The organism is Asanoa sp. NPDC049475 (genome assembly GCF_040676915.1).
GTDB lineage: Bacteria > Actinomycetota > Actinomycetes > Mycobacteriales > Micromonosporaceae > Asanoa.
The window spans coordinates 356,549-372,460 of the sequence record NZ_JBFAPY010000005.1 but is presented as its reverse complement, the minus strand read 5'-3'; the positions used below and the strand labels follow the sequence as shown (position 1 = coordinate 372,460).

At 70.9% G+C, this 15,912-nt stretch carries 15 protein-coding genes; 5 read left to right on the top strand and 10 right to left on the bottom strand.

Features of this window, described 5'->3' with window-relative positions:
* Positions 1–283: 283 nt before the first annotated feature.
* The 5 genes from AB0J88_RS21715 to AB0J88_RS21695 all read left to right on the top strand — a co-directional run bounded on the left by AB0J88_RS21715 (position 284) and on the right by AB0J88_RS21695 (position 5,042).
* Positions 284–1,159, top strand: coding sequence for a PaaX family transcriptional regulator C-terminal domain-containing protein (locus AB0J88_RS21715; protein ID WP_364361565.1), 876 nt, complete (start codon positions 284–286; stop codon positions 1,157–1,159).
* A gap of 84 nt (positions 1,160–1,243) precedes the next feature.
* Entirely contained in the window at positions 1,244–2,167 is a 924-nt protein-coding gene (locus AB0J88_RS21710) for an SDR family NAD(P)-dependent oxidoreductase (RefSeq protein ID WP_364361567.1), read from the top strand.
* Positions 2,168–2,169: 2 nt separating this feature from the next.
* Positions 2,170–3,093: an amidohydrolase family protein gene (locus tag AB0J88_RS21705; protein WP_364361569.1), complete on the top strand. Its 924-nt coding sequence runs from the start codon at positions 2,170–2,172 to the stop codon at positions 3,091–3,093.
* Positions 3,071–3,523, top strand: coding sequence for a MaoC family dehydratase (locus AB0J88_RS21700; protein ID WP_364361571.1), 453 nt, complete (start codon positions 3,071–3,073; stop codon positions 3,521–3,523). Before AB0J88_RS21705 ends, AB0J88_RS21700 begins: the two co-directional genes overlap by 23 nt.
* A gap of 16 nt (positions 3,524–3,539) precedes the next feature.
* Positions 3,540–5,042 (top strand): long-chain fatty acid--CoA ligase, encoded by a 1,503-nt coding sequence (locus tag AB0J88_RS21695; protein ID WP_364361573.1) that lies wholly within the window; start codon positions 3,540–3,542, stop codon positions 5,040–5,042.
* Here the strand turns inward: AB0J88_RS21695 and AB0J88_RS21690 are convergent.
* From AB0J88_RS21690 to AB0J88_RS21645, 10 genes are all read right to left on the bottom strand, one after another.
* Positions 4,966–5,853 carry a PaaX family transcriptional regulator C-terminal domain-containing protein gene (locus AB0J88_RS21690; protein ID WP_364361575.1) on the bottom strand — a complete coding sequence of 296 codons (888 nt, stop codon included), beginning with the start codon at positions 5,851–5,853 and terminating at the stop codon, positions 4,966–4,968. The genes AB0J88_RS21695 and AB0J88_RS21690 overlap by 77 nt on opposite strands.
* Before the next feature lie 28 nt (positions 5,854–5,881).
* Positions 5,882–6,697 (bottom strand): ABC transporter permease, encoded by an 816-nt coding sequence (locus tag AB0J88_RS21685; RefSeq protein WP_364361577.1) that lies wholly within the window; start codon positions 6,695–6,697, stop codon positions 5,882–5,884.
* The gene (locus AB0J88_RS21680; RefSeq protein WP_364361579.1) at positions 6,694–7,488 is read right to left on the bottom strand and encodes an ABC transporter permease subunit; all 795 of its coding nucleotides are present in this window, start codon (positions 7,486–7,488) and stop codon (positions 6,694–6,696) included. The genes AB0J88_RS21685 and AB0J88_RS21680 overlap by 4 nt, the downstream gene beginning before the upstream one ends.
* Before the next feature lie 7 nt (positions 7,489–7,495).
* The gene (locus tag AB0J88_RS21675) at positions 7,496–8,476 is read right to left on the bottom strand and encodes an ABC transporter substrate-binding protein (RefSeq protein WP_364361581.1); all 981 of its coding nucleotides are present in this window, start codon (positions 8,474–8,476) and stop codon (positions 7,496–7,498) included.
* A 178-nt stretch (positions 8,477–8,654) separates the two neighbouring features.
* Positions 8,655–9,962, bottom strand: a complete 1,308-nt coding sequence (locus tag AB0J88_RS21670) for a PHB depolymerase family esterase (protein ID WP_364361583.1) — start codon at positions 9,960–9,962, stop codon at positions 8,655–8,657.
* A gap of 244 nt (positions 9,963–10,206) precedes the next feature.
* Positions 10,207–11,727 (bottom strand): aldehyde dehydrogenase (NADP(+)), encoded by a 1,521-nt coding sequence (locus tag AB0J88_RS21665; RefSeq protein ID WP_364361585.1) that lies wholly within the window; start codon positions 11,725–11,727, stop codon positions 10,207–10,209.
* Positions 11,724–12,926: a fumarylacetoacetate hydrolase family protein gene (locus tag AB0J88_RS21660; RefSeq protein WP_364361587.1), complete on the bottom strand. Its 1,203-nt coding sequence runs from the start codon at positions 12,924–12,926 to the stop codon at positions 11,724–11,726. Before AB0J88_RS21660 ends, AB0J88_RS21665 begins: the two co-directional genes overlap by 4 nt.
* Positions 12,923–14,104, bottom strand: a complete 1,182-nt coding sequence (locus AB0J88_RS21655; protein ID WP_364361589.1) for a mandelate racemase/muconate lactonizing enzyme family protein — start codon at positions 14,102–14,104, stop codon at positions 12,923–12,925. Before AB0J88_RS21655 ends, AB0J88_RS21660 begins: the two co-directional genes overlap by 4 nt.
* Positions 14,105–14,112: 8 nt before the next feature.
* Positions 14,113–14,943: a carbohydrate ABC transporter permease gene (locus AB0J88_RS21650; RefSeq protein WP_364361591.1), complete on the bottom strand. Its 831-nt coding sequence runs from the start codon at positions 14,941–14,943 to the stop codon at positions 14,113–14,115.
* Positions 14,940–15,899 (bottom strand): sugar ABC transporter permease, encoded by a 960-nt coding sequence (locus AB0J88_RS21645; protein WP_364361593.1) that lies wholly within the window; start codon positions 15,897–15,899, stop codon positions 14,940–14,942. The genes AB0J88_RS21650 and AB0J88_RS21645 overlap by 4 nt, the downstream gene beginning before the upstream one ends.
* Positions 15,900–15,912 lie beyond the last annotated feature (13 nt).

Here is a 15,912-nt window from a genome sequence, read left to right as displayed (position 1 = left end):
GCGGCGAGCCAGGCTATCCGGCGACGTCTCACGAGCAACTCCTCCTCCGGGACGGGGGCGGCGATGTTAGCGCTAACATTCAACGTCGTGCATCGCCAGGGCAAAGTTCGAGCAGGGAGATCGAGACGTTCACATCGAGCAGAGGCGATGTTGCCAGATGGTTTCGGAAAGTTTCAAGGGGTGTATCAGCCGCGTGGCGAGGACTATTTCGAAAGGACCGTCGTAACGAAAAACGCCGTCCGACTTTCCGTGTCCGCCCGGGCCGGACGGTACCTTCTCAGGCGTGTTGACCGACAACGACGAGCGAGCGGGCGAGCCGGAGACGAGGTCCGGCCGGAGCGCGGTCGGTCGGGCGCGGGCGCAGCGGCTGCTCGTGACGCTCCTCGGCGACTACTGGCACGCCGACCGGGAGCCGCTGCCCTCCGCCGGTCTGGTCGCGGCCTTGTCCGAGTTCGACATCGCGCCGGCGAACGCGCGCGCGACGCTCAGCCGGCTGACCCAACGGGGTGTGCTCGAACGGTCCAAGGAGGGCCGGCACACCAGCTACCGACTGACCGCCTCGGCCTGGCAGATCCTTCGCCGTGGCGCCCGACGGATCTTCGCCACGACCGACGAGACCGCCTGGGACGGCGTGTGGACGCTGATCGCGTTCACCCTGCCGCTGGACGACGCGAGCCAACGCCGGTTGCTGCGGGCCAGGTTGCGCTGGCTGACCTTCTGGCCGCTGTACGACGGCACCTGGGTCACCCCGCACGACCGGTTCGACGACGCGCGCGACCAGCTTCGTGAGCTCGGCATCACCGACGCGGTCGTGCTCCGGTCCAACGACCTCGACCTGCTGCCCACCGGCCGCGCCCGGCTCGAGTCCGGCTGGCGCATCGACGACCTCGCCACCGGCTACCGCGACTTCCTCGCGCGCCACCGCCGGGTCTCCCGCCGGGCCGAGGAGGGCGAGGTGTCACCGCGCGCGGCGCTCGTCCTCCGCACCGAGCTCGTCGACGACTGGCGTGCCCTGGTGGGCAACGACCCCGACCTTCCGGCCGAGTTCCTGCCGGCGTCCTTTCCCCGGGCCGAGGCCAGGCGGATGTTCCTGCGCACCTGCGAGAGGCTGGCCGGAGCCGCCCAACGGCGCTTCGAGGAGCTCGTCGACCCGCGCTGACCGGACATCGATGTATTGCACATTCGTTGACGTCCGGCCAGATTTCGCATTATGTTGCGGACGGATCGACGCGAAGGAGTGCGCATGCCCCTCGACGGCAAGGTCGCGATCGTCACCGGATCCGGACAGGGCCTGGGCCTGGCCTACGCACGCGAGCTGGCCCGACAGGGCGCGTCCGTGGTCGTGAACGACGTCGACGGCCGAGCCGCGGACGACGCCGTCAAGACGATCGAGGCGGACGGTGGACGCGCCGTCGCGGTGGTCGCGCCCGTCGGTCCCACCGCCACCGCGCAGGCGCTGGTCAGCGAGGCGGTCAGCCGCTTCAGCCGATTGGACGTCCTGGTGACCAACGCCGGCATCCTGCGCGACGCGGTCCTGTGGAAGATGACCGACGACGAGTTCGACGCGGTGATCGACGTGCACCTGCGCGGCACCTTCACCACGGTGCGCGCGGCCGTCCAGCACATGCGGCAGGCCGGTGAGGGCGGGCGGGTCATCTGCGTCGGCTCACCCACGGGCCAGCGCGGCAACTTCGGCCAGACCAACTACGCGGCCGCCAAGGCCGGCATCGTCGGCATGGTGCGCACCTGGGCGCTGGAGCTCGGACGCGCCGGCATCACCGTCAACGCGGTCGTCCCGGTCGCGGCCACCGCGATGACCTCCACGATCCCCTACTTCGCCGCTGCGGCAGAGGCGGAGTCGCGCGGGGAGCCCGTACCCTCCTTCTTCCGGCACGATCTCGGGTTCGGCACGGCCGACGACGCCGCCGGCCTCGTCGCGTTCCTCGCCTCTGACGCGGCCTCGGCGGTCACCGGTCAGGCGATCGGCGTCGGTGGTGACCGCATCCAGGTCTGGACCCATCCCGAGGCCGCTCTGACCGCCCACCACGAGGGCGGCTGGTCCTACGACGCGCTCGCCGCGGCGTGGCCGACGACGTTCGCCGGGGCGTTGCAGACGGTGGGAGAACGGTTCCCGGACCTGCCCGAGGCGTTCCGGCCGGCCTCCTGAGCATGTACCAGCCCGCGATCGACGTCGCCGCCCTGACCGCGATCGACACGCACGTGCACATCGAGGTCGACGACCACGGCCACGCCTCCCTGCCCGAGCCGTTGGTGGAGGCCGCGTCGCGGTACTTCCGGACCGACGGACCCCGCCCGGCCGTCGACGCCGTGGCGCGCTACTACCGCGAGCGCCGGATGGCCGCCGTGGTGTTCACGGTCGACGCCCGCACGCAGCTCGCACACGAGCCCTTGTCCAGCGTGGACATCGCCCGGGCCGCGGCCGACCACGCGGACGTGCTCATCCCCTTCGGGTCGGTGGACCCGCGGACCGGCGGTGCCGCGCTCGAGCTGGCCACGCGGCTCGTCGAGGACGAGGGCGTGCGCGGGTTCAAGTTCCACCCGACCGTGCAGGGCTTCGACCCGAGCGACGAGCGGTACGCACCGCTGTGGGGCCTGATCGAGAAGCTCGGCGTGCCGGCGCTGTTCCACACCGGACAGACGGGCATCGGGGCCGGTCTGCCTGGCGGCTACGGGCTGCGGCTCGGGCTGTCGAACCCCATGCTGCTCGATCCCGTCGCCGCCGAGTTCCCCGACCTGAAAATCATCATGGCCCATCCCTCGGTGCCGTGGCAGGACGAGGCGCTCTCGGTGGCGACGCACAAGCCCAACACCTGGATCGACCTGTCCGGTTGGAGCCCCAAGTACTTCCCGGCCCAGCTGGTGCGGTACGCCAACTCGTTGCTCGCGCGCCGGTTGCTCTTCGGCACCGACTACCCGTTGCTCACCCCGGACCGGTGGCTGCGCGACGTCGCCGGCACGGACCTCAAGCCCGAGGTCCTGCCCGGCATCCTGAAGGACAACGCCGCCCGGCTGCTGGGCCTGTCGGGCGACCAGAAGGAGGACGACCTTCGTGCCGACGACGATCAGCTATGACCAGCTTCCCGAGATCGCCGGCGCGGACCTCGGTCACAGCGCCTACCGGACGGTCACCCAGGAGCAGGTCAACCTCTTCGCGGACGCCACGGACGACCACCAGTGGATCCACGTCGACCCCGAGCGCGCCCGGACCGGCCCCTTCGGCGCGCCGGTCGCGCACGGCTTCCTCACCCTCTCCCTGCTCATCCCACTGTGGACGGAGCTGCTCGACGTGCGGGGCGTGGCGACGAAGGTGAACTACGGTCTCGACAAGGTGCGTTTCCCTGCCCCCGTCGTGGTCGGATCCCGCATCCGAATGCGGGCCGTCGTCGCCGAGGTCACCGCGGTTGCCGGCGGCTTCCAGATCACGGTCGACCAGGCGATCGACGTCGAGGGCGGCACCAAGCCCGCTGTCGTCGCCCGCGGGCTCTACCGCTTCTACGCCTGAGCCGGGGAGGTCGCTGATGCACCAGCACGGTATCGGCGCCTGGCTGGCCAAGCGCCGGCTCAGGTCACCCGACAAGGTCGCCCTGGTGCACGACGACCGGTCGACCACCTACCGGCAGTTCGCCGACCGGGCGGACCAGGTGGCCTCGGTGCTCCGGCGACTCGGAGTCCGGCGCGGTGACGCCGTCGCGTACCTGGGCGAGAACAGTCCCGACCTCCTCCAGGTGATGTTCGGCGTCGCCCAGGCCGGCGCCGTCTTCGTCCCGGTCAACACCCGGCTGGCACCGACCGAGATACGGCACGTCCTCACGGACTGCCGCGCCCGGGTCCTGGTCCACGACCCGGAGCTCACGGAGGCCGTGACTCCCGTCGCGGACCAGGCCCGCGTGCCGCACGTCGTCTCCACGGGGGCAGGAAGCCCGGCCCGACCCGGGCTCACGCGCCTGCCCGGTGAGGACGGCGCGACGGCCGAGCCCGCGGGCGTGGGCCCGGACGATCCGGCGGCGATCATCTACACGTCCGGCACGACCGGCCGGGCCAAGGGAGCGGTGCTGACGCACGGCAACCTCACCTGGGTCGCGTTGAACTGCGTGGTCGACTACGACGTCGTCTCGACCGACGTCGCGTTGATGATCTCTCCCCTGTTCCATGTGGCCTCGCTGGGGATGGGGGCGCTTCCCGTCATCCTCAAGGGGGCCACGATGGTGTTGGAGCGGGGCTTCGAGCCCGGACGCGCGCTGGCCCAGATCGAACGGCACGGCGTCACGATGCTCAGTGGCGTCCCGACGACGTACCAGCTCATGGCCGACCACCCGAGCTGGGCCGCGACCGACCTCTCGACGTTGGCCAAGCTCACCTGCGGCGGGTCCGCGGTGCCGACCCGCGTCCTGCGCGCGTACGAGGATCGCGGGCTCTCGTTCTCGCAGGGCTACGGCATGACCGAGACGTCGCCGGGCGTGACCTCGTTGCCGCCCACCATGACGCGGGTGAAGCAGGGCAGCGTCGGCCTCCCCCACTTCTTCACCGACGTGCGGGTCGCTGGTCCGCCGGGCACGGTCGGCGAGATCGAGATCTCCGGCCCCAACGTGTTCGCCGGCTACCTCGGGCTTCCGGAGGCGACGGCCGACGCGTTCACCCCGGACGGCTGGTTCCGCTCGGGCGACCTGGGATACCTGGACTCCGACGGTTACCTGCACATCGCCGGCCGACTCAAGGACATGATCATCTCCGGCGGAGAGAACATCTACCCGGCCGAGCTCGAGCTCCTGCTCAGCGAGATCGACGGTGTCACCGCCGCAGCGGTCATCGGAGTCCCCGACGAGCGATGGGGTGAGGTGCCGTGGGCGATCATGACGGTGCGCCCGGACGTCACCATCGACACGGAGACCGTACGCGCGATGCTGGACGGCAGGATCGCCCGCTACAAGCTGCCCCAGAAGGTGGTCATCGTGAACGACCTGCCGCGGACCGCCTCGGGGAAGGTGCGGAAGACCGACCTGCGCCGGCGGTTCGGCGGTTGACGGTCGTGCGGTCGGCGACGAGCGCGGCGAACTCGGCGGCGGAGGCGCGGGCGAGCCGCTCGTGCATCCGGCGGTAGACCTCCACGGACCGTTCGGCCGGCCAGCGCGCGTCCATGAACTCCCGCGGCAGCCTCGGGTCCGCGCGCAGCAGTGCCAGCCAGTCCGCCACGAGCATCGTCCGCAGCGTCAGCGCGCTCGACGCCTGAGCCGTCGCCGCCGCGTCTTGCCAGGTCTCGATGAACGCGAGGTGCTCGCGCCGGATCGTCTCGATGTCCCACGCGGCCCGCACGCTCTGCCCGATCGGGAACCCCGTCAGCTCCCGGGCGTGGAAACCGACGACGGCGTCCGGCGGCAGGTCCTCGCGCAACGGCTCGAGCGAGCTCGCGAGGTCGACCTCGCCGGGCGCCAACCACAACCCGTCGCGCAGCGGCGCGAAGCCCTCCCACGTGAGGGTCGAGCGCAGGCGGTGCCGGAGCGTGCGCTGGTCCTCGGGAATCGTGAACGTGACGAGCGTCCAGCCGGTGCCCTGCGGGTCGAACGGGTGCGGGCCGCGGACCCGGGCCGTGGCCTCGCGCAGCACCGCCGTGCCGTGCTCGGTCAGGGAGAACAGGATCTCCCGCCCGCTGCGACTCCGCGCGAGGATGCCGGTCTGCACGAGCCGGTCGAGGGTGGCGCGCGTGGCCGGGGCGGCGACGCCGGCGCCTTCGAGCACGCCGATCAGCACGCTGGCCCGGATGGGGCCGGGATCGTCGTCGACCACGTGCTCGCCGAAGAAGGCGAGCACCAGTTGCTTCGGTGCACGGCTCCGCACAGTTCGCCCCTCCGGCGGGCCGGTCCGGTCAGGCACGCTCGATCGCCCTGCTTCCGTGGTACCAACGAAGCACCCGCCGCTCGACGACGCCGAAGGCGGCGGCGAGCAGCACTCCGACGAGCCCGAGCAGCAGGATGCCGCTCCACATCTCGGCGATGAGGTAGTTCCGCTGGAAGTACGCGATCCGGTAGCCCAGCCCTGAGGACGACGCGAACATCTCCGAGATGACCATCAGGATCAGCGCGATCGACAGGGCCTGCCGGACGCCGGTCATGATCCGAGGGCTGGCCGCGGGCAGCACCAACGACCACAGCCGCTGGCGCCGCCGGAGCTGGAACGAGCGCGCGGTGTCGGAGAGCATGCTGTCGATCGACCGGACGCCGTCGATGGTGTTCAGCAGGACGGGCCAGACCGCGCCGGACACGATGACCACCACCTTCATCGTGTCGGTGATGCCGAGCAGGAGCATCCCGACCGGGATCAGCACCGGCGGCGGGATGGCGCGGAAGAACTCCAACAACGGCTCGACCACGTCGCCGACAGCGCGGGACAGACCGACGACGGTGCCGGCGGCGACGCCGAGCACGATCGACGCCGCGATGCCGAGGGCGAGCCGGTAGAGGCTCGGCAGCACGTCGTCGACGAACGCCGGACCGATCCAGGTCTCCCGGAAGGCTTCGAGGATCGCCAGTGGGCCGGGGAAGAACCGGTTCGTCGAGCCCGTCGAGGCCAGCCCCCAGCACACCAGCACCAGGAACGGAAGGCCGAGTGGATACAGGAGGCCGCCGAGGAGCCGGCGGCCCGCGTCGCGCGATCCGGTCGCCGCCAGGGTCCGTGCGGTCATGGCGCCTCCCCACGCACCGACTGGTGCCAGGCCAAGGACCGGCGTTCGACGAGGCGGAACACGATGTTGACCAGCAGTCCGAGCAGTCCGGTGAGGACCACCAGGGCGTAGAGGCCCTCGGCGTCGCCGGCCGAGCGGGAGAGCTCGATCATCCGGCCCACGCCGGGGTTTCCGATCACCATCTCCGACGTGATGGCGAGGATCAGCGCGACGGCGGCGGCGAGCCGGACACCCGTGACGAGGTAGGGCAGGGCCGTCGGCAGCACCAGGTAGACCATCCGCTGGCGCCGGTTGAGGCGGAAGCTGCGAGCGGTGTCGCGCGCCACGACGTCCACGTCGGCGACACCGTAGATCATCTGCACGAACACCTGCCAGAACGAGGCGTACACGATGACGACCAGGGCAGCCTTCAGCTGGATGCCGAACATCAGCACCGCGAGGGGGATGAGGGCGACCGACGGGATCGGACGCAGGAACTCGATCAGCGTGTGCGTCGCACGGCGCAGGAACGGCACCAGCCCGACCACCGCGCCGAGGACGACGGCCGCGAGCGTCGCCACCGCGAGCCCGATCGCCCAGGACGTCATGGTGAAACCGAGCCGTCGCCAGAAGGCGAGGTCGCGCAGCTCGTCGGCCAGCCGCACGAGCACGTCCGTGGCGTAGGGCAGGTACTGCGGGTCGACGAGGCCCAGCGCCGGCACGAGCTGCCAGCAGACGAGGAAGCCGACCAGGCCGCAGAGGCCGAGCAGCACCTTGCGGGGACGGGGACGCCGGACGGAGGGAACGCGCACCGGACGGCTACTGCTGCTGGACGAGGCGATCGAGGTTCGGCTGGCGGTCGAGGACCCCGTACTTACCGGCCAGCGTCGCCAGCGCCTCGAGGCTCGCTCGGTCGACCTCCCACCCGAACGCCGGGAGCTTGACCGAGTCCGCCACCGGCTCGGGCAGCTTCAGGTTGTCCTTGATGGACTGTCGCAGGGCGGTCTCGTTGGCGGGGTCCCGCGCCCACTGGAGCGTCTCCTTCATCGCCGCGGAGAAGTCCGCCACCAGGTCCGCGTCGGAGTCCAACCGCTTCTTGGTCGCGATCGTGGTCAGCGTCGCGAGCCCCGGGACGGTCGCCTGGTACGGCGCGACGACGAAGGTGTCGCCGCGACCGCGCAGTTGCGTGACGAACGGCTCCGGCACCCAGGCGGCGTCGATGTTGCCGGCCGCGAGCTGCGCGGGTGCGTCGGGGAACGCGACCTCGACGAACTTGATCGTCTTCGGGTCGCCACCGTCCTTCTCGACCGCCGCCATGATCGTCACGTCGCCCGCGGCGCCCAGGCTGTTGACCGCGACCCGGCGGCCGGCGAGCTCAGCGGGGCGCTTGATGCCCGACTTGGCCGACGCGACGACGGCGTTGATGTCGTCGCCCGTCGCGTACGACGACGCGTAGTTGCCGATCACCACGACACCCAGGTCCTGCAGGTCGGCGCGGAACGGGCCGAACGGCTGGCCGATGGCGAAGTCGATGTCACCGTTGATCAGGGCGGGAATCGCCTGTGCGCCGCCCTGTGCCGGCAGCACCTCGACCTGGAGCCCGTGCTTGGCGAAGATGCCGGCCTTGCTGCCGCCCCATAGCGCGGCGGTCTCGGTGATCGGCAACGCCGCGACCCGTACCTGGCGCAGTTGGTCGCCACCGGACTGCGCCGGCGCCTGCGGCGGCGAGTCGGAGTCCGTGCAACCGGCGAGGGCCACCGCGACGACGGCGACCAACCCGAGAACGCTGACCTTCTTCATTGACGAGGCCCTTCCTGGAACGGAGGTGGGTGGGATGCGTCAACTGCGAGCTCGTGGCAGGTGCCGTCGTGCGGCGCGTGTGAGCCGGGTCACAATGGCCTGCTGGCCATCGTCGGGGACCACGCCCATAAATGTCAAGAAATTCTGACGACCGTCGAGGATGAGTTGAATATTGCGGCTACGGGCTCGTGCACGAGAGGGTTGGGGCAGCCGACGTCCCGCTGCCGAGGAACCCGAAGACCGTCGACCCTCCGGCTGGGATGGCGGCGTTCCACGACACGTTCCGCACGGTGTAGCTCGGGGCGTTGCCGGAGAGCGTGCCGCTCCACACCTGCGTGATGCTGGTGCCGCCGGCGAAGGCCAGGCCGACCTGCCAACCGTTGACGGCCGCACCCGCCGCCCGCACGGTCACCTCGCCCTGGAATCCGCCTGTCCACGAGCCGACCTGGCGGTAGCTCGCGGCGCATCCGCCGGTGGGCGGCGGTGTCGTGGCGGGTGGCGTCGTCGCCGGCGGCGTCGTTGCCGGCGGCGTCGTCGGGCTGGTGCCGCTCAGACCGAAGAACGCGATCGCGGCCGCCGCCATCCCGCTGGACGGCAGGCTGTGCCCGGCGCCCTGGATGCTGTAGGCCTCCACCCGCACGTCACCGGAGGCAGCGGCGTAGCGGCGGCGGTTCCAACCGGACCGGGGCGTGTCGCTCGTCGTCGGCGTCTGGCTGAGGCCGAACACGTTGGTCCACTGCTCGATGGACTCCTGCAACAGCGAGTACGGCACGAGCGTGTCGTTCGTGCCGTGCCAGAGCTGCACCGGAGGCCGCGCCCCGGTGTAGCCGGGATAGGCCTGCCGCACCGCGTCACCCCACTGCTGCGGCGTGCGGTCCATGCCGCCGCCGGTGCACCTGCTGCTGCCGGGCGGGTAGTCGGCCGCGTTGGCGAAGCAGTTGAACGGGACACCCATGAACGCCGCACCCGCCCGGAACACGTCCGGATAGAGAGCGAGCATCTGGTTGGTCATCATGCCGCCGGACGAGCTTCCCGTCGCGAACACGCGGGTGCGGTCGCCGCCGTAGCGTTGCTGCGCGTAGGTCACCATCGACACGATCGAGACCGGGTCGCTGCCGCCACCGCGGCGCTTGGCAGCGTCCGACCACGTGTCGAAGCAGTTGCCGAAGCCGGCCTGCTGGGTCGCCGACGGGTAGATGACGATGAAGCCGTACTGGTTGGCCAGTGAGGCGAACTCACTGCTGGAATAGAAGCCGGGTCCTGAGCCGCCGCATCCGTGCATGGCGACCACGATCGCCGGCTGTGCGGGGCGAACGTCCGGCACGTAGATGTGCATCCTCATGCCGCCCGGGTTGTCGCCGAAGTTGGTGACCTCGGTCAGTGTCGCCGCGGCCGCCGGCGTGGCCAGCCCGGGCACCACCAGGACCGAGGCCGACACCGCGACGAGGGCCGCGGCGCCGGCGAGCAGGGTTCGACGAAGGTTCATGCGTGACTCCTCGATGCTTCAAGGGGGCATGACGCATCGCCGCCGGACCATGGACGAGTCTCGGCCAGGCGCTCGAACGCGGCAGGCCCGCGAGGTGGGCGCCGACCATCACCGCTCGGCGTGCCCGGTGAGCGCCGACCGGCAGGGGTCGGTCAACCGCTGCCCAGCGTCGCCGGCTCCCGCGACGCCAGAAGCGTGACAAACAGTGTCCCCCTACGTCACACAATCGTCAATCGATGTGCGGCTATGAGTGGTGCCCCGGCCGGAGCGCGCCGTCCACCCGCCGCGGGATCGCGTCGAAGCCTTCCGCCAGCTCGTCGGGCAGGATCCACTCCGGTGCGTCCTGCCAGGCCAGCGGTCGCAGGAACCGGCGGATGGCGGTCGCGCCGACGGAGGTGTGCACCGAGTTGGTCGCCGGCCACGGCCCGCCGTGGTGCTGCGCCCACGACACCCGCAACCCGGTGGGATAGCCGTCGAAGACGATGCGGCCGGCGCCGGCGGCCAGCACGTCGACCACCCGGCGCACGAGGGCCCGATCGTCGGCGGGCTCGGCGTGGATCGAGCCGGTCAGCGAACCGGGCAGCCCGCTGAGCACGCCTTCGAGCTTGGCCGCGTCGGCGTAGCGCACGACGACCAGCAGCGGCCCGAAACACTCTTCGGTGTGCTCCGCGCCGAAGCGCTCCAGGTCGAGCTCGAGCAGCGTCGGCGCGCCGACGAACCCGGCCGCCGTGTTGTTGGCCGCCCGCGCGGTGCGCTGCGCGCCGGCGGCCACCAGCCGCTCGCCGCCCGCGACGTACGTGTCGCGGATCCGGGCGTTCAGCAGCACCTGGCTGTCCGCTGCCGCGACCTGGTCCCGGAGGCTTCCGACCAGTCGGTCGCCCGCCGGCCCGCTCGGCACGAAGGCCAGTCCCGGCTTGGTGCACAGCTGCCCGCCGGATCCGGTGAAGGACGCGAAGAGCCCCGCGGCGATCTGCTCGGCCCGGGCGGCCGCGGCGGCCGGCAGGACGACGATCGGGTTCACGCTGCTGAGCTCGCCGTAGAACGGGATCGGCTCGTCGCGTTCGTCGATCGCGGACTGGATGGCGCGCGCGGCGGCGGTCGAACCGGTCAGGGCGGCGGCGCGCACGCCGGGGTGCCGCACCAGGGCAAGTCCGGCTTCCTGGCCGTACACCACGGTGAGCACGCCCGGCGGACCCGAGTGGGCGCTGATCGCCGCGGCGATGGTCTCGGCGGACAACTGCGAGGTGAGCGGGTGCGACGGGTGTGCCTTCACGACGACCGGACACCCGGCCGCGAGCGCGGACGCCGTGTCCCCGCCCGCCACGGAGAACGCGAACGGGAAGTTGCTGGCTCCGAAGACGGCCACCGGTCCGAGCGGGACGAGCATCCGACGCAGGTCCGGCGCGGGGCCGAGCGGCGTCTGTGCGACATGGTCGATGGCGGCCTCCAGGTAGCCGCCCTCGCGCAGCACCTCGCCGAACAACCGGAACTGGAAGGCCGCACGGGTGAGCTCGCCGTCCAGTCGGGCCCGGGTCAGGCCCGTCTCGGACTCCGCGAAGGCGACCAGCTCCGCGCGGCGGGACTCGAGCTCGGCGGCGATCCGGTCGAGCAGGTCGGCCCGGTCGTGCCGGGACAGCCCCCGCAGCCACTCGAACGCGGCGGCCGAGGCGACGAGGGCGGACGCGAGCTCGGCGTCGTCCGTCTCGTGCAGCCCGGTGAACAGGCTTCGACCGTTCCGGGGGTCCACCGTGGTCACGACGGTCACAGCAGGCCTCGCTTCACGAGGTTGCCCATCAGGTCGCGTACGCCGAAGTCCCAGGGCTCGCAGTCTTCGGCGTGCCGGACGCGGTTGACGAGGGTGCCGAGGGCGGGTGAGCTGATCCGCACGATGTCGCCGGTCTTGTGGGTGAACCCCTCCCCCGGACGGTCCCGGTCCTGGATCGGCGCGAACATCGTGCCCAGCATGAGCACGGCACCGTCGGGATAGTGGTGATGGGGTCCGATCAGCTGACGCACGAGGGCCTCCGGGTCGCGGGAGATGCGGCTCATCTCCGACACCGCGTCGAGCCGGAAGCCGTCCTCGCCCTCGATCGCGAGACCGACCTCCAACGAGCGCACGTGGGCCAGGTCGAACCGGTCGTCGAAGAGGCGGATGAGGGGTCCGAGCGCGCAGGACGCGTTGTTGTCCTTCGCCTGCGGCAGCAGCAGGGCCGACCGGCCTTCGACGTCACGCAGGTTCACGTCGTTGCCGAGGGTGGCGCCCACGATCCTGCCGCTGGACGCCACGATGAGCGCGACCTCCGGCTCCGGGTTGTTCCAGGTCGATGAGGCCAGCACACCGACCGGCACCGCGGTGCCGACGGCCGACAGGATCTGGCCCTTGGTGAAGATCTCGGCGTCCGGCCCGATGCCCACCTCGAGGTACTGGCTCCAGATGCCCTCGGCGAGGAAGAGGGTCTTGAGCCGCTGCGCCTCTTCCGAGCCCGGCGCGAGCTGGTGCAGGTCGGCACCCACGTCGGCCAGCATCCGGTCCCGGATGCCCGCCGCGGCCTCGAGGTTGCCCCCGGCCCGCTCCTCGATGACGCGTTCGATCATCGAGACCGCGAAGGTCACGCCGGCGGCTTTGAGTGCCTGGAGGTCGACCGGGGCCAGCAGCCACGGAGCGGCGCCGCGGCTGTCCTGCGCCGTGTGGGCGAGCAGGTCCGCGAAACTCCCGAGGTGCGGCCCGGTCAGCGTCCCGACCACGCGGGCCGGGTCGGGCAGCTCGCAGATGTCGCGCATCGTCGGAAAGTGCTCGCTGAGGTCGAAGACCTCACCGTCGCGGACCACGACGGGGGACGGCCCGCCCACGCCGGGATCCCAGACGCGTCCCACGAGGACGCTCGCGGCGGCGTCCACCGGCAGTGCGTCGGTGGCGGTCCCGTACCAGCCGGTGGGCGTTCCGGTCGGTGGCAGGGCTGTCATGCGTTCGCTCCGAGGTTGAAGTAGGACCGCGCGTCCGGCGGACGGATGTCGTAGACGGCGTCACGGAACATCCGCATCGGCCGTGGCGTGAAGGGGTGACTGGCCATCGCCTCTAGGTCGAGCTCGATGCCCAGGCCGACGCCGGTCGGGATGAGCACGTCGCCCTCGGCGGTGAGCTCCAGTCGTTCGCTGGTGATGTCCGGCCGCCACGGGACGTCGGTCGCCATGATCTCCAGGTACCGGAAGTTGGGCAGCGTGGCGCCGAGCTGGAGAGTGGCCGCGGTGCTCAGCGGGCCGCTGGGGTTGTGCGGTGCGAACCCTACGTAGCTGGCCGAGGCCAGGGTCGAGATGAAGGCCAGCTCCGCCAGCCCTCCGGCGTGGGTCACGTCGGGCTGCACGAAGTCGACCGCCTGCCGGGCCAGCGGCGGCACGAACCCCTGGCGGCCGAACCATCTCTCCCCCGCCGCGATCGGCACGGGCGAGGCGCGACGGATGTCGACCAGCGCGTCGAGGTTGTCCGGCGGGCACGGTTCCTCGAACCACACCGGGTCGAACTGCGCGATCTCCTTGGCGATCTTGATGGCGTGCCGCACGTCGAAGCGGCCGTGGCCCTCCACGAACAGCTCGACGTCGGGTCCGACCGCGGTGCGTACGGCGTCGATCTGCGCGAGGGTCCGATCGAGCTGTCGCGAGGTGATCGTGAGGTCGTAGTTCTCGAACGGATCCCACTTGAGGCCACGGAACCCGCTCGCCACGGTTCGGGTGGCCGCGGCGGCGTAGTCCTGCGGGGTCACGGCTCCGGAGAACCACCCGTTGGCGTAGGCCCGCACGCGGTCCCGGGTCGGTCCGCCGAGCAGGCGGGACACCGGCACGCCGAGGTCGCGGGCGGAGATGTCCCACAGTGCCATCTCCAGCGCGCTCAGCGCGGTCATGATGACCGGCCCGCCACGCCAGTACCAGTCGCGGGCCAGCTCGTAGAGGTTGCCGGAGATGCGGGTCGGGTCGAGCCCGGTGACGGCCTCGGCGAGCTCGTCGAGGGCGCCCAGGACCGCGCGTTCCTTGCCTTCCAGGGTCGCCTCGCCCAGGCCGACGATGCCCTCGTCGGTGGTGACCCGGACGAGCACGAGGTTGGTCCGGTAGAAGTCGACCGTGAACGGGTCCACCGAAATGATCTTCATGTGTCAGGTCAGCCCTTCACCGCGCCGGCGGTCATGCCGGCGACCACGTACTTCTGCGCGAACAGGTAGAAGGCGACGGCCGGCAGCGTGAACATGAACGCCACGGCCATGACGGTCTGGATGGGAGTGCCGAGCTCGCCGATGAAGTTGGCGATGCCGACCGAGGCCGGCTGCTTCTCCGGGTCGAAGATGAAGGTGACGGCGAAGACGTACTCGTTCCAGGCGTGGAAGAACGCGATGACCGCGGTCGCGGCGATCGACGGGGCGATCAGCGGCACGTTGATCCGGGTGAGCACGGTGAACGGACGGCATCCGTCGACGCGGGCCGCCTCTTCGAGCTCGCCCGGTATGCCGTCGATCGCACCCTTGAGGATGAGCGCGACGATGGGCAGCACGAAGGCCGAGTTGACGAGGATCAGCCCGGTCAGCGAGTCGAGCAGGTCGAAGCGGCGGAACAGCGAGAACAGCGGGACCACCATGAGCGCTTCGGGGAGCATCTGCGTGAACAGCAGCACGACGGTCACGATGACCTTGCCGCGGAACCGGAAGCGGGACAGGGCGTACCCGAGCGGGATGCCGAGACCGATCGACAGGGCGGTCGTGCCGACGGCGATGATCAGACTGTTCAGCAGCCAGCCCGTGGCCTTGCCCTCCGCCAGCGCGTCGAAGAAGACGCCGATCTGCGAGAGGTCGGGCAGCAACTGGGCTTTGCCGGCGAACAGGTCGGTGTTGCTGGTCAGCGCGGTGACGACCATCCAGTAGAGCGGGAAGACGGCGATCCCCAGCACGACGAGCACGGTGAGGATGCGAGCGGTGAGACCGATGCGGAGCCGCCTCATCGCGGATCCTCTCCCTTCTCGACGGCGCGGGCGACGAACCGACTGCCGGCGATGACGATGAGCGAGACGACGACGCCGACCATGCCGATCGCCGCCGCCGAGCCGAGCTCCTTCGAGTCGAAGGCCCGGCTGTAGAGGTCGATGACCAGCGTCTCCGTGGCGCCGACCGGGCCGCCCTTGGTCATGAGCCAGATGAGCTCGAAGCGCCGCAGCGACCAGATGGTCATCAGCAGCGCGAGCAGGCCGACGGTCGGCTTGATCACCTGCCAGGTGACCGCTCGGAACGTCTGCCACCGGCCGGCGCCGTCCACCGTCGCGGCCTCGGTCAGGTCCTGCGGCACCGACTGGAGCGCCGAGAGCAGCACCACCGAGGTGAACGGGAAGAGCTGCCAGATGGTCGTGACGAGGATCGCCGGCATGGCGTAGCGGGGACTGTCCAGGATCGCGCCGCCATCGACACCCAGGCCGATCGCGTTCAGGAACCTGTTGACGATGCCGTACTGCGAGTTGAGCATCCAGGTCGCGATGAGCGCGACGGCGATGCCCGGAGCCGCCCACGGCACGGTGACGAGAGCGCGTGCCACACCGCGGCCGCGGAACCGCTTGTTGAGCAGCAGGGCGACCAGCAGCCCGGAGCCGACCGCACCGACGACACAGGCGACGACGTAGACGAAGGTGGTCAGCAGCGTCCGACGGAAGTCGGGGTCACCGAAGATGTCGGCGTAGTTGTCGAGGCCGACCCAGGTGCTGCGGGTGGGGTTCAGCAGCGTCGTCCGGGTGAAGCTCAGGAAGACCTCCTGAGCCAGCGGAACGGCCTGGAAGACGATGATGAACACCGCGGCCGGCGCCAGGAAGAGATACGGGGTCCACCGGCTGCCCAGCGGGCTCGGTCGACGCGGCTTGCGGCCGGCCTTGCCCGCGGGCCGGGGGGCGCTCGTGCGCTCCAGCACAGTCATGGGGGTGTGGTTC

Coding starts and splice junctions, on each gene's coding strand:
- AB0J88_RS21685 (WP_364361577.1), bottom strand. CDS start 6,697: ATGACCGCACGGACCCTGGCGGCGACCGGATCGCGCGACGCGGGCCGC.
- AB0J88_RS21675 (WP_364361581.1), bottom strand. CDS start 8,476: ATGAAGAAGGTCAGCGTTCTCGGGTTGGTCGCCGTCGTCGCGGTGGCC.
- AB0J88_RS21695 (WP_364361573.1), top strand. CDS start 3,540: ATGCACCAGCACGGTATCGGCGCCTGGCTGGCCAAGCGCCGGCTCAGG.
- AB0J88_RS21705 (WP_364361569.1), top strand. CDS start 2,170: ATGTACCAGCCCGCGATCGACGTCGCCGCCCTGACCGCGATCGACACG.
- AB0J88_RS21650 (WP_364361591.1), bottom strand. CDS start 14,943: ATGAGGCGGCTCCGCATCGGTCTCACCGCTCGCATCCTCACCGTGCTC.
- AB0J88_RS21670 (WP_364361583.1), bottom strand. CDS start 9,962: ATGAACCTTCGTCGAACCCTGCTCGCCGGCGCCGCGGCCCTCGTCGCG.
- AB0J88_RS21645 (WP_364361593.1), bottom strand. CDS start 15,899: ATGACTGTGCTGGAGCGCACGAGCGCCCCCCGGCCCGCGGGCAAGGCC.
- AB0J88_RS21660 (WP_364361587.1), bottom strand. CDS start 12,926: ATGACAGCCCTGCCACCGACCGGAACGCCCACCGGCTGGTACGGGACC.
- AB0J88_RS21655 (WP_364361589.1), bottom strand. CDS start 14,104: ATGAAGATCATTTCGGTGGACCCGTTCACGGTCGACTTCTACCGGACC.
- AB0J88_RS21710 (WP_364361567.1), top strand. CDS start 1,244: ATGCCCCTCGACGGCAAGGTCGCGATCGTCACCGGATCCGGACAGGGC.